The sequence below is a fragment of the Candidatus Pelagibacter sp. HIMB1506 genome, assembly GCF_052047935.1.
In the GTDB taxonomy this organism is placed as follows: Bacteria; Pseudomonadota; Alphaproteobacteria; order Pelagibacterales; family Pelagibacteraceae; genus Pelagibacter.
Genome location: NZ_JBNAIS010000001.1, coordinates 441,239 through 454,009, shown reverse-complemented (window position 1 = coordinate 454,009; position 12,771 = coordinate 441,239). Strand labels below are relative to the sequence as shown.

General features: G+C 29.5%; 12 protein-coding genes and 1 tRNA gene. 5 read left to right on the top strand and 8 right to left on the bottom strand.

The window, feature by feature from the left end; genetic code table 11:
• Positions 1–12: 12 nt before the first annotated feature.
• Genes folK through dapA form a run of 3 tightly spaced genes read right to left on the bottom strand, consistent with a single transcriptional unit; the run spans position 13 to position 1,842 of the window.
• Entirely contained in the window at positions 13–531 is a 519-nt protein-coding gene (gene folK, locus ACTTA8_RS02420; protein ID WP_440634578.1) for a 2-amino-4-hydroxy-6-hydroxymethyldihydropteridine diphosphokinase, read from the bottom strand.
• A complete protein-coding gene (smpB, locus tag ACTTA8_RS02415; RefSeq protein ID WP_075506759.1) occupies positions 497–967 on the bottom strand; it encodes an SsrA-binding protein SmpB in 471 nt (156 codons plus the stop codon). The genes folK and smpB overlap by 35 nt, the downstream gene beginning before the upstream one ends.
• A complete protein-coding gene (gene dapA / locus ACTTA8_RS02410) occupies positions 967–1,842 on the bottom strand; it encodes a 4-hydroxy-tetrahydrodipicolinate synthase (RefSeq protein ID WP_440654113.1) in 876 nt (291 codons plus the stop codon). The genes smpB and dapA overlap by 1 nt, the downstream gene beginning before the upstream one ends.
• 43 nt (positions 1,843–1,885) lie before the next feature.
• Between dapA and ACTTA8_RS02405 the strand changes: the two genes are divergently transcribed.
• Positions 1,886–4,072, top strand: a complete 2,187-nt coding sequence (locus ACTTA8_RS02405; RefSeq protein ID WP_440654111.1) for a lytic transglycosylase domain-containing protein — start codon at positions 1,886–1,888, stop codon at positions 4,070–4,072.
• Here ACTTA8_RS02405 and ACTTA8_RS02400 read toward each other — a convergent pair.
• Positions 4,073–4,164: transfer RNA gene (locus ACTTA8_RS02400), tRNA-Ser, on the bottom strand.
• Between the two features lie 67 nt (positions 4,165–4,231).
• Between ACTTA8_RS02400 and ACTTA8_RS02395 the strand changes: the two genes are divergently transcribed.
• The 4 genes from ACTTA8_RS02395 to ACTTA8_RS02380 are packed head-to-tail and all read left to right on the top strand — an operon-like array spanning position 4,232 to position 9,327.
• The gene (locus tag ACTTA8_RS02395; protein WP_440654110.1) at positions 4,232–5,485 is read left to right on the top strand and encodes a sarcosine oxidase subunit beta family protein; all 1,254 of its coding nucleotides are present in this window, start codon (positions 4,232–4,234) and stop codon (positions 5,483–5,485) included.
• Positions 5,485–5,760 (top strand): sarcosine oxidase subunit delta, encoded by a 276-nt coding sequence (locus ACTTA8_RS02390; protein WP_440654109.1) that lies wholly within the window; start codon positions 5,485–5,487, stop codon positions 5,758–5,760. The genes ACTTA8_RS02395 and ACTTA8_RS02390 overlap by 1 nt, the downstream gene beginning before the upstream one ends.
• 5 nt (positions 5,761–5,765) lie before the next feature.
• Positions 5,766–8,777, top strand: coding sequence for a sarcosine oxidase subunit alpha family protein (locus ACTTA8_RS02385; protein WP_440654107.1), 3,012 nt, complete (start codon positions 5,766–5,768; stop codon positions 8,775–8,777).
• Positions 8,764–9,327 (top strand): sarcosine oxidase subunit gamma, encoded by a 564-nt coding sequence (locus ACTTA8_RS02380; RefSeq protein WP_440654105.1) that lies wholly within the window; start codon positions 8,764–8,766, stop codon positions 9,325–9,327. The genes ACTTA8_RS02385 and ACTTA8_RS02380 overlap by 14 nt, the downstream gene beginning before the upstream one ends.
• 3 nt (positions 9,328–9,330) lie before the next feature.
• Here the strand turns inward: ACTTA8_RS02380 and ACTTA8_RS02375 are convergent, their stop codons facing one another.
• The 4 genes from ACTTA8_RS02375 to ACTTA8_RS02360 are packed head-to-tail and all read right to left on the bottom strand — an operon-like array spanning position 9,331 to position 12,771.
• The gene (locus tag ACTTA8_RS02375) at positions 9,331–9,858 is read right to left on the bottom strand and encodes a thermonuclease family protein (protein ID WP_440654104.1); all 528 of its coding nucleotides are present in this window, start codon (positions 9,856–9,858) and stop codon (positions 9,331–9,333) included.
• Positions 9,858–11,195: an MATE family efflux transporter gene (locus ACTTA8_RS02370; RefSeq protein ID WP_440654102.1), complete on the bottom strand. Its 1,338-nt coding sequence runs from the start codon at positions 11,193–11,195 to the stop codon at positions 9,858–9,860. The genes ACTTA8_RS02375 and ACTTA8_RS02370 overlap by 1 nt, the downstream gene beginning before the upstream one ends.
• A 20-nt stretch (positions 11,196–11,215) precedes the next feature.
• Positions 11,216–12,121, bottom strand: a complete 906-nt coding sequence (trhO, locus tag ACTTA8_RS02365) for an oxygen-dependent tRNA uridine(34) hydroxylase TrhO (RefSeq protein WP_440654100.1) — start codon at positions 12,119–12,121, stop codon at positions 11,216–11,218.
• A complete protein-coding gene (locus ACTTA8_RS02360) occupies positions 12,121–12,771 on the bottom strand; it encodes an O-methyltransferase (protein ID WP_440654098.1) in 651 nt (216 codons plus the stop codon). The genes trhO and ACTTA8_RS02360 overlap by 1 nt, the downstream gene beginning before the upstream one ends.

The following is a 12,771-nucleotide window of genomic DNA, read 5'->3' as shown; positions in this document are numbered from 1 at the left end:
TATAACATTAATTTAAATTTGTTTAATAGACCTAATGTCTGCTTCAGAGAGTGAAGAAATCAAGCTTTTAAGATCTTTTTTAATAATTGGATGATGCCATTCTTTTTGAATTTCAAAAAAAGGGATGAGTACAAAATTTCTTTTATGCATAAGTTTATGAGGCAAAGTTAATTTGTTTTTTACTTTTAAAACCTTTTTATTAAAATCAATAATGTCAATATCACAAATACGTGGATCATTTTTTTTACCTTTTTTTCTTCCTAATAAAATTTCAATTTTCTTACATATTTTAAGGAGACTTTCTGGATCAAAACAAAACTTTGCCTTGATAACTACATTTAAAAATTTAGGTTTTTTGGGGTCCGGCCAAGAAGGTGTTTCATAAAAACTTGAGATAGATAAAAAATCCAAATTATTTTCGCTTAAATGAGATTTTGCAATTTCTATATTTTTTTTTCTATCACCCAAATTAGAGCCAATACCTAAGTAAACAATTTTAGCTTGATTTTCTGATATATCTTGCCTTTTCACGGTTCCAGTCTCTGCTCTTTTTTGTTGCTCTTTTATCGTATTGCTTCTTTCCTTTAGCAACTGCTAATTCAATTTTGGCCTTTCCTTTTTTAAAATACATTTTTGTTGGAACAATAGTAAAGCCATCTCTTTGCATTTTTCCAATCAATTTGTTTATTTCTCTTTTATTTAGTAGCAACTTTCTTTCATCGGTTGGGTTATGATTGGAATAACTTGCTTGTTTGTAAGGTGAAATATGAGAATTAATTAAAATTATTTCTCCATTTTTTTCAACTGCATAAGAGTCTGCTATATTAACTTTTCCATCTCTTACTGATTTAATTTCAGAACCTTTAAGAACAATTCCTGCTTCTAAAATATCCTCAAAAAAATAATTAAAACTAGCTTTCCTATTTAAACAAATTATTTTTAAACCAGAATTGGTTTTTTTGTTCATTAAATCAATTTTGCTGACTGAAGAGACTTTTTAACAATTTCCTTGGTTTGTTCGGTAACTTTTACCAGAGGTAATCTAACATCATCTTCGCATAGATTTAATAATTTAGCTGCATATTTTACTGGACTAGGATTACTTTCAACAAACATTGAATGATGAATTGGCTGTAAAATTTTATCTAATTTTTCAGCTTCACCAATATCATTTTCAGATTTAGAGAATTTTTGAAAATCTGAACAAAGTTTTGGTGCTATGTTTGCTGTTACACTTATTGCACCTACTCCACCTCTTTTATTAAATTCTAGCGCATTGTCATCATTACCAGTCAATTGAACAAATTCTTTACCCATTTTTGATAACTGTTGATCAACCCTATCCAAATCTCCAGTGGCATCTTTTACACCAACTATATTTTTTAACTCGAACAGTCTTGCCATTGTATCAACATTCATATCAATAACTGATCTACCTGGTATATTGTAAATTATTATTGGTATCCCGCATTTGTCGTTTATAGCTTTATAATGCTGGTACAAACCTTCTTGAGTAGGTTTATTATAATAAGGTGTTACGATTAGAGCACCATTTGCACCTACCTTTTCAGCGTGTGAAGTTAAAGAAATAGCTTCCTCAGTAGAATTTGAACCTGTTCCAGCTATAACTGGAATTTTTCCATTACTTTCTTTTATGCAGAGATCAATTACTTTTTGATGTTCATCATGACTTAATGTTGGGGATTCTCCTGTTGTACCAGCAGGTACAAGCCCACTAGTTCCATTTTCAATATGAAAATGTATTAATTTAATATACGCCTCCTCATCTAAGAGATTGTTTTTAAACGGCGTAATTAAAGCAACATTTGATCCTTTGAACATAAATACTTATAACATAGTTTAAAGATTCATATACCAAAAGATTATGATTAAAAAATTATTATTTTTAATAATAACTTCCTTGATTAGCTTTAATTTCAGTTGGGCACAGATTGTTCCTTTAAAAAAACCATCGCTAACCTCTGAAGAATTAAACAAAAAAATAATATTAAATACAATCAAACCTCTAAAAAAACCGTCAAAAGTTAAAGTTGAGAAAAAGGTAACTAAAAAAGAAACTAAACTTAGTTTTCTTTTACCTAAAAAAAAGCCAGTTATAAGCGGGTTAATCAATTCAGGAACAGTAAAAATTTCTAAATTTTATAATAAAAAAGATTTTGGGATTGCAAAAAAAGCTATTGGCGAAATGCAAAAAGGTCAGTGGAAATCTGCAATTAACATCTCAAAAAAAGCTAAAGATAGATCTATATATAATTTTATAAAGTGGAGACATTTATTAACAACAGGTAATCAAGAGTCATTTTTTGATTACCAAGTCTTTATCGAGGAAAATTCAGATTATCCAAGAATAGATAGATTGAGATATTTGGCTGAGCATAAACTTTCTACGGAAAAAGTTTCTCCAAGAAAAATCATCAATTGGTTTTCAAAAAATGAACCTTTAAGTGGATATGGTAAGATGATTTTAGGTGAAAGTCATATTTTATCAGGAGATAAAGCAAAAGGTATTGCTCTAATTAAAAATGGATGGATTTCCGCAGATTTATCAAAAAGTGAGTTAAGGTTTTTCAGAAAAAAATATAAAAAATATCTTGATGCAAATGACTATATAAAAAGAGCTGATCATCTTGCATGGAATAGTGATCATTGGGATTTAAAAAGATTAATCAGATATTTACCTAAAGACTATGAATTGCTCTATACTGCAAGACATATTTTGATGACCAAGGGATACGGAGTAGATCAAGCAATCAAAAATGTTCCAAACAAATTTAAAAATGATGCTGGATTAAACTATGATCGTTTAAAGTGGAGGAGAAAAAAGGGACGATTGGAGTCTTCTACTGAAATTTTGCTCAAGATAAGAAATGATAAAGATTATTTAGTTAGACCTGACAAATGGTGGAAAGAAAGAGAAATCATTTCTCGAAAGTTAATTTACAAAAAACAATATGAACTAGCTTATAAAATTAGTAGCAATCACGGAATGTCTGAAGGGTCTGAATTTGCAGAGGCAGAATGGATGAGTGGTTGGATAGCACTAAGTTTTTTAAATGATCCACTTCTTGCTAAAGATCATTTTAAAAACTTTTTTGATAATGTTAATTATCCAATAAGTGTTTCTAGGGGCGCATATTGGTTAGGTAGATCATATGAAAAACTAAAAAATAAGGATCAATCGGAAAAATGGTATAAAGAGGCTACAAAATATTTAACTACATATTATGGACAACTAGCATTTTTAAAAATTAATCCTAATGGAAAATTTGAACTTGATAAAACAATGTTGGTTGAAGATGAATATAGAAAAGCTTTTTTTAATAAAGAATTAGTAAAAATCACACATCTTTTACATGAGTTAGATAAAGACAAGTATACAAAATTTATCTTAAGACATCTTGCTAATGATAACGTTTCTGAAGGCAGTGAACTTTTAGCTGCTGAACTTGCTACCACTATCAGTAGATATGATTTTGCTATACAAGTATCAAAAATTGCCTCTTATCAAAAAAGATTTCATAACAAATACAATTATCCGTTAATAAGCACACCTAAATACATTAATGGAAGAAAGATTCCTGAAAGTGCATTAATTTTATCAATTATAAGACAAGAAAGTGAATTTGATTTAAAAGCAAATAGTCATGCAGGTGCAAAAGGTTTAATGCAATTAATGCCTTACACAGCAAAATTAGTTGCTAAACAAGCAAAGCTTCCTTATGCAAAATCTCGATTAACAACTGATCCAGAGTACAATATAAATTTGGGATCTCATTATATTGCCGGTTTAATTCAGCAATATGATGGTGCTTACCCATTTGCAATAGCTGCATACAATGCTGGTCCAAATAGAGTCAAATATTGGAAAAAATTAAATAAGGATCCACAAAAAAAACAGATAAATTATGTTGATTGGGTTGAGCTAATTAAATTTAGAGAAACTAGAAACTATGTTCAGCGTGTATTGGAAAATTATAATGTTTACAGATATATGATGGAACAAAATCCAATAGTAATGAAAGATTTTTTTAAAGATCAGCCTTTATATTAGTGGCGGAGAGAGAGGGATTCGAACCCTCGGTACAAGTTTCCTCGCACGGTCATTTAGCAAACGACTGGTTTCAGCCTCTCACCCATCTCTCCGTATGACATTGTGTAATAAGTGATTTTATTGAAAATTCAATATTTATAAAGTAATTATTCAATTATTATGGGAAATAAATACTCAGTATTTTCATTAATCAAAAACGCTCTTTCATATCATGAGAATTGGCAAAGAGCATGGAAAGACCCTACTCCAAAAAAAGAGTATGATGCTGTCATAGTTGGTGGGGGTGGTCATGGTTTAGCGACAGCATACTATTTAGCAAAAAAACACAATTTGAAAAATATTGCAGTTGTTGAAAAAGGATGGATTGGTGGAGGAAACACTGGACGTAACACTACAATTATTAGATCGAATTATTTATGGGACGCTAGTGCTGGACTTTATGATCATGCGTTAAAAATTTGGGAAGGATTATCTCAAGAGTTAAACTACAATGTAATGTTTAGTCAAAGAGGTGTAATGAATCTTGCTCACAATTTGCAAGATGTAAGAGATTTAAAAAGAAGAACACACGCAAATAGACTAAATGGTATTGATGCCGTTTATTTAAGTACAGAAGAAGTTAAAAAGTTTTGTCCAATTATAAATACATCTCAAGATATAAGATATCCTGTACTTGGTGGTACATTACAAAGAAGAGCTGGTACAGCAAGACATGATGCTGTTGCCTGGGGTTATGCTAGAGGTGCTGATGAAATGGGTGTTGATATAATTCAAAATTGTGAAGTAAAAGGTATAAAAAGAAATGGTGATAGTGTTGAAGGTATAGAAACAACAAAAGGATTTATTAAAACAAAAAAAATTGGAGTTGTAGCAGCCGGACACTCAAGTGTGATAGCTAATATGGCTGGAATAAGACTTCCTCTAGAAAGCAAACCTCTTCAAGCACTTGTGTCAGAACCGGTGAAACCAATTATTGATACAGTTGTTATGTCAAATGCTGTACACGCTTATGTAAGTCAATCTGATAAAGGCGAATTAGTTATTGGCGCTGGAACAGATGATTATGTTTCATATACTCAAAAAGGAAGTCATCAAATAGTTGAAGGTACTCTAAATGCTATTTTAGAATTGTATCCAATTTTTAGTCGTATGAGAATGTTAAGACAGTGGGGAGGAATTGTGGATATATGTCCTGATGCAAGTCCAATATTAAGTAAAACTTCTATCAAAGGACTCTATTTTAATTGTGGTTGGGGTACAGGAGGTTTTAAAGCTACACCTGGATCAGGAGATTTGTTTGCACACACCATTGCTAATGATGAGCCACATAAACTTAATACAGCATTTAATTTAAATAGATTTGTAAGTGGAGACCTTGTTGATGAACATGGTGCTGCAGCAGTTGCTCACTAATGTTTGTTATTAATTGTCCATATTGTGGTGAGAGAGATCAGCAAGAATTTAAAGCTGGTGGTGAAGCCCATATAGAAAGACCTAAACAACCGACAGAACTTAGTGATGATGAATGGGCAGAATATTTATTTATGAGAAAAAATATTAAAGGTGTTCAATATGAAAGATGGAACCACGCTCACGGTTGTCGTAAATGGTTTAATATGGTTAGAGATACTTCGAACGATGAGATTAAAGCAATCTATAGAATAGGAGAAAAACCCCCTTCGATATAAAATAAATGTCAGAAAATTTAAGAGTTAAATCTAGTCAATATATTGATGAAACAACAAGAGTTTCGTTTAAATTTAATGGTAAGACTTATTATGGATTTAAAGGAGACACACTTGCTTCTGCTTTATTGGCAAATAATGTTCATTTAGTAGGTAGAAGTTTTAAATACCATAGACCAAGAGGTATTATGACATCAGGTTCTGAGGAGCCCAATGCAATTGTTCAAATCAATCCCAATACTAATAGAACTGAACCAAATGTTAGGGCAACTGAAGTTGAAATATATGAAGGAATGGAGGCATCAAGTCAAAATTGCTGGCCAAGTGTAAACTTTGATATTGGTGGAATAAATAATTTTTTATCACCCCTACTTCCTGCAGGATTTTATTACAAAACATTTATGTGGCCTGCAAGCTTCTGGGAAAAATATGAATACTTTATAAGACACTCAGCAGGACTGGGGAAATCACCAACATCAAACGATCCTGACATTTACGATCACAGAAATATTCATTGTGATGTTCTTGTTGTTGGTGCAGGTATATCTGGAATTCTAGCAGCTAAAAATGCTGCAAAGAATAACTACAAAACTTTACTTTTAGATGAAAAAAATGAATTGGGAGGATCAACTATTTATGAAAACAATGAAAGTAATAAAATTGATAACAAAATTTCATCTGAATGGTTAAAAAAAGAAATTGAAGAACTTAAAAATATTAAAAATTTAGAAATAAAAACTAGAACAAGTGTTGCTGCGTACCATCAATATAATTATTTGCTAGCAAGAGAGAACTTAACAGATTATTTAGAAAAAAAAGATAAGACAAATAAAATTAGACAAAGGTTACTTAAAATAAGAGCAAAGAAGGTAATTTTGGCAACAGGTGCTTTGGAAAGACCGATGGTATTTAATAATAATGATAGACCTGGAATAATGCTTTCTTCTGCAATTAAAAAATACAGTGATTTTTATGGTGTTGCCTGTGGTAGGAAGATTGTATTTTTTACAAATAATGACAGTGCATATGAAAGTGCACTTTCATTAAACGATAAAGGTATCAAAGTTGAAGCAATAGTTGATATTAGAAAGCAATCCGAAACAAATTTAGAAAAAAGAGTTATTGATGCAGGTGTAAAAATATACTGGGAACATACAGTTGTTGATACCTCTGGTTATAAAAGATTAAACAATGTCTCAATAATGAAATTATCAAATGATGGAACTTCAGTAACCGGAAATAAAATTTCTATTTCATGTGATTGTTTAGGTGTTGCCGGTGGATGGACTCCGGCTGTTCACCTATATACTCAGTCAGGTAGCAAACTTGCTTTTGATGAGGATAAAAAAATATTTATTCCAAATAAAAATAATTCAGATCAAATAAGTGTTGGATCTTGTTGTGGTGATTTTAAACTTGATGAAATACTTAAAAACTTAAATGAAAAACTAAAAGATTTTTTAGATATAAATAAAACAGATTTTGAAAATATTACTGTTAATAACGACCAAGAGATTTCAAAAAGAAATATATGGTTATTACCGTCTGATAAAGCTTTAGGCAAAACTAAGCCTTTTGTTGATTATCAAAATGATGCAACTGCAAAAGATATAAAATTAGCACTAAGAGAGGGTTTCAGATCTATCGAACATGTCAAAAGATATACAACAACTGGGATGGGAACTGATCAAGGAAAATTAGGAAATATGCATGCTTTGGGAATAATAGCAGATACAGCAGGTGTTAAAATGGGAGAACTTGGAACGACTACTTTTAGACCTCCTTATACTCCTTTAACATTTGGAACAATTGTAGGACGTAATGTTGGTAAGTTTTTTGATATTTTTAGAAGAACACCTATGAATGATTGGCATGTTGAACAAAAAGCAGAATTTGAAAATGTTGGTCAATGGAAAAGAGCTTGGTACTACCCTATCAATGGAGAAACTATGCAGCAAGCAGTTCAAAGAGAAAGCAAAGCTGCAAGAGAAAGTTCAGGAATATTAGATGCGTCCACACTTGGTAAGATTGATATACAAGGAAGTGATGCCTCAGAGTTTTTAAATAGAGTTTATACAAATGCATGGTCAAAACTTGGCATAGGCAAATGTAGATATGGTTTAATGTTAAATGAAGATGGTATGGTATATGACGATGGTGTTACTACAAGATTAGGTGAAAATCACTATCTAATGACAACAACAACTGGTGGTGCAGCAAATGTTCTTGGAAAATTAGAGGATTATCTTCAAACTGAATGGCCAGAATTAGATGTATATTTAACTTCAGTTACAGATCAATTTGCTACTGCAAGTTTGTGCGGTCCTAATAGTAAAAAAATTCTTAAAAAAATTATTCCTGATTTAGATTTGTCTGATGAAAATTTTCCACACATGTCTTTTAAAGAAGCAAAAATCGGAAGTATTGTTTGCAGAATTATGAGAATAAGTTTCACAGGTGAGCAAAGTTTTGAAATTAACGTGCAAGCAAGTTATGGAAAAGATCTATGGGAGAAATGTATAGATGCTGGTAAAGAATTTAATATTACTCCTTATGGTACAGAAACGATGCACTTACTGAGAGCTGAAAAAGGTTTTATTATTGTTGGCCAAGATACAGATGGAACAATGACACCAATAGATTTACAGATGGATTGGATTGTTAGTAAAAAGAAATATGATTTTATTGGTAAAAGATCTCTTTACAGATCAGATACTATGAGAGAAGACAGAAAACAATTAGTGGGATTATTAACAGATGACCCTAAAATTGTATTAGAGGAAGGAGCACAAATTGTTTCTGAACTAAATAAAAATCCTGTTGAAATGCTTGGTCATGTTACATCAAGTTACTTTAGTCCAAATTTAAATAAATCTATAGCCCTAGCCGTTGTCAGAGGTGGCAAAGATATGATGGGTAAAAAACTATTTATTCCTATGGAAGATAAAACAATTAATGTAACTGTTTCAAATCCAGTATTTTTTGATCAAACTAATGAAAGATTAAATGCTAAGTTATAATCAAGTAACAAATAGTGAAATTAATAACAACGGTGTTTCTGTAAAAGAAATTGCACCAATAATGAAATTAAATTTAAGAGGCAAAACAAGAGAATTTTTTACAAATGTAGGAAAAAACTTAAATATGATTTTGCCAACAGAAGCAAATACATCCTCATCTAGTGATAAACTTACTGCGATATGGTTAAGTCCAGATGAATGGATGATTGTATCAAATGAGACTAGTGGCAAAGAAACCAATACATACCAATTAAATGATATATTATTTAACAATATTTCAAAAACATCATTAGGAGCAGTAACTGATGTAACTGACCAATTTGTTCAATTAGAGATAAAAGGTGAAAAAATATATGAACTTTTTTCCTCAGGATGTCCTTTTAATTTTAACTTATTTCGTGAAAAAAAAGGCTCAACAACTCAAACTTTGCTAAATCATATAGATGTTATTATTCATAATAAGGACGAAAATATTGTTAATTTATTTGTTAGAAGATCATTTGCTAAACATCTTTGGGAATGGATGGAAGATAGCTCTTCAAGATTATAAAGATTAATTTTTACGCCTATAATCCCACGGCATTTCAAATTTACCTTGCCAAATACCTAATTTGTTATTTTTGGCATTAATTTCATCTGAAACATATTTTTTAGAATACTTTCTATATGCTAAAGCATAACCATTTGAAACCATCCAAGAATTTAAATTTATATTTCTTTTAAAACACTCACCTATTAACCTTTTATACCTATCAACGTCTATAATATTACAATTCAATTTTTGATTATTAATCTTTTTAATTAACTTTTCAGTAGATACTTCTCCACACATATAATCTTTAGTAAAAGACATAAAAGATATTGTTAAATAAGTTTTTTTACATTTTTGTTTTTTTTCAGGTGCATCAATACCGTATAATCGAATTTTTTTTGAATTAATCTTAATTGTATCTCCATCAACAACTTTAGCAAAACCTGAGATTTTATTTATATTTTCAGATCTTACATCGTTATATGTAAGTATAAAAAATATAGATGAAATAATTATCAAAATTATTAATTTCTTTTTTGTATAAAACATTAACCGGTAGTTAATTTATTGTTAATATAATATTTAACATAAAAGAATAGTAAGATTGATATTAACCATTGCAATATTGCCCAGATATAAAAGAAAGTTTTAAAGTCTGCATCAATAGAACGTGCTATATAATAAGATAAAAATGGAACCAAAACGTTCCTTAATATATTGTTAATCATTGCTTTCTCAGATTTTTTTAAAGCCATAAAGAAACCATTTGATAGAAAAAAAATTGGGTATGCTGGTATGATAAATGCAGAAATTTTTAAATACATTGACCCATATTCAATAACTTCCGTGTTAGATGAGAAAAATTTTGGCATTAAATCTGCAGTTACAAACACCAATACTCCAGACGCTAACATTATAATCAAGCCGTATTTTACTGATGTAAAATAAGATTGCTTTACTCTATCATAATATTTCGCACCTATATTCTGTGCAATAATTGATATTATTGCTGTATTGATCCCTAATACAGGCAGTAAAACAACCTGCTCTATCCTTGTTGCTGCTCCATAACCAGCTACAGCATATTCTCCTGTAAATGCAACATAAGTAAATACAATCGTTGCAGCAATTGAATACCCAAGAATAGCTATTGTAATTGGCATTGATTGGAAGAAAATGTTTTTAATGTAGAAAAATTTAATCTTAAAATTTTGAATAGTGATCTCTTTAATACGTTTATTTTTTAACAATTTAATTAAAACGATTATTAGAGAAAGAAATTGGGAAATCAAAGTTGCATAACCTATACCCGCAACACCAAGAGCTGGGATAAATAAAAATCCAAATATAAATATTGGATTTAATAAAATGTTTAAAAAAAAGGATAATATAAGAGCATTTCTATATGTGACTGTATCTCCCTCAGCATGAAGAAATGAGTTTAATGCAACAACTAGAATAAAGAGAATAGTTCCATAAAATATTACATTAGTATACTCAAGTCCAAGAGTAATTACCTCTCTTGATGAATTCATAGTTAAAAATAATTTTTCAGAGAAACTAAAACCAATTATTGACACAATTATTGAAATTATTACTGAATAAAGAATGATATTTGTAAAATAACCTAATACATTTTTTTCTTTTTTTTCCCCAATACTACTTCCAATTAATGAAGTCCCAGCAACAGTGACACCAATAGACGTGGCAATAATTAGAAAGTAGATTGGAAAGGATTTACTTAATGCAGATAAAGCTTCAGGCGAAATTTTCCCAGCATAAAAAGTATCAACTAAAGTGTATAATGTTTGAAATAATGTTCCAACACTTGCTGGTATTGCAAGTTTTTTTATAAGTTGAGAGACGTCATCTTTTAATAAATTCATTTCTTTAAACTAAAAATATTTTAATATTCTTTTTGAAAGATATGACTTTTTCTAGTTTTTTTGGCAAGGTTAATTTGTTTTTGTCTCATTCTAAATCTTGATTTTTGATCATTTGTTAAATTATCGTGACAATTTGGACAAGAAACACCTTCTTCATATTTTTTAGATTTTTTATCTTTTGGAGAAATAGGTTTTCTACAACCACTACACATTGAGTAAGAACCTATTTTCAAACCATGCTTTAAACTAATTCTGTTGTCAAAGACGAAACACTCACCTTTCCATAAACTTTTTTTTGGGTCTGTTTTTTTTAAATAGTTTAAAATACCACCCTTTAATTGGTAGACATTATTGTAGCCTTTATTTTCCAAAAAAACTGACGCTTTTTCACACCTAATACCTCCAGTACAAAACATAGCAATAGGTTGATTTTTTTTTAATTTTTTAAGATATTTTGGAAAATCTCGAAAATTATCTACATTTGGATTAATTGAACCTTTAAAAGTTCCAACTTTATATTCAAAAGGTTTTCTCGCATCAATTAAAACTGTTTTTTTGTCTTTAATTAATGAGTTCCACTTTTGAGGGTTAACATGACTATCTTTTTTTTTAATTCTCTTTTTTAAACTTAAATTCATTGGAACCACCTCTTTTTTAATTTTTACTTTTGGTTTATGAAATGGCTGAAAAGTGCTTTTTGAATTATTAATACTATCAAATTTTTCAAATTTAAATAATTTGTTTAAATAATCCTTGATCAGTTTAATATCTTTATTCTTCCCAGAAATTGTACCATTTAACCCTTCTTTAGAAATAATAATTGTTCCACGTATGTTTTTATTTGATAATTGATCTTGAAGTACTTTTTGATTTTTCTTTAAATAAGAAATTTTAATAAACTTATAAAATCCAAAAACATCAAACATTATAATTTTCTACAAACTGTCATACCATCACCTAATGGAACTATAATTTTTTCAACTCTTTTATCTTTAGAAACATAACTATTAAAATCTTTAATAGTTAAAGTGATTTTATCATCACTATTTTCATCGACAACTTGACCATACCATAGAACATTATCAATTATTATTAAGCCATTTTTCTTTAATAATATTAAAGATTTTTCATAATATTCTTTATATTTTTTTTTATCAGCATCAATAAAAATTAAATCAAAATCGTTTTCTTTTATTTCACTCAAACTTTCTAAGGCTGGTTTAATTATTGTTTGAATTTTATGATTTTGCTTTGATTTTTCAAAAAATTTTATTGCTATTTTGTTAGTTTCTTGATTTTTGTCTAAAGCAATAATTCTACCATCTTCTGGTAAAGCAAGAGACATTGACAAAGCACTTAAGCCAGTAAAAGTTCCAATCTCTAGTATTTTTTTAACATTAGATGTTTTTACTATTAAGTGTAAAAATTGAGATTGCGAGATAGATATTTGCATCCTTTTAATATCTCCCAGGGACTCATTATAAGAAATTATTTCTTTTTGAACTGGATGAAGATCTAGTCCATTATTTAAAATGTACTCTTGAATTTTGGTGCTAATTTTTAGGTCTGAGCCCAT

Excerpts from the sequence above, each read along its gene's own strand:
- smpB (WP_075506759.1), bottom strand. The coding sequence starts at position 967 with ATGAACAAAAAAACCAATTCTGGTTTAAAAATAATTTGTTTAAATAGG.
- dapA (WP_440654113.1), bottom strand. The coding sequence starts at position 1,842 with ATGTTCAAAGGATCAAATGTTGCTTTAATTACGCCGTTTAAAAACAAT.
- ACTTA8_RS02405 (WP_440654111.1), top strand. The coding sequence starts at position 1,886 with ATGATTAAAAAATTATTATTTTTAATAATAACTTCCTTGATTAGCTTT.
- ACTTA8_RS02395 (WP_440654110.1), top strand. The coding sequence starts at position 4,232 with ATGGGAAATAAATACTCAGTATTTTCATTAATCAAAAACGCTCTTTCA.
- ACTTA8_RS02390 (WP_440654109.1), top strand. The coding sequence starts at position 5,485 with ATGTTTGTTATTAATTGTCCATATTGTGGTGAGAGAGATCAGCAAGAA.
- ACTTA8_RS02385 (WP_440654107.1), top strand. The coding sequence starts at position 5,766 with ATGTCAGAAAATTTAAGAGTTAAATCTAGTCAATATATTGATGAAACA.
- ACTTA8_RS02380 (WP_440654105.1), top strand. The coding sequence starts at position 8,764 with ATGCTAAGTTATAATCAAGTAACAAATAGTGAAATTAATAACAACGGT.
- ACTTA8_RS02375 (WP_440654104.1), bottom strand. The coding sequence starts at position 9,858 with ATGTTTTATACAAAAAAGAAATTAATAATTTTGATAATTATTTCATCT.
- ACTTA8_RS02370 (WP_440654102.1), bottom strand. The coding sequence starts at position 11,195 with ATGAATTTATTAAAAGATGACGTCTCTCAACTTATAAAAAAACTTGCA.
- trhO (WP_440654100.1), bottom strand. The coding sequence starts at position 12,121 with ATGTTTGATGTTTTTGGATTTTATAAGTTTATTAAAATTTCTTATTTA.
- ACTTA8_RS02360 (WP_440654098.1), bottom strand. The coding sequence starts at position 12,771 with ATGGGCTCAGACCTAAAAATTAGCACCAAAATTCAAGAGTACATTTTA.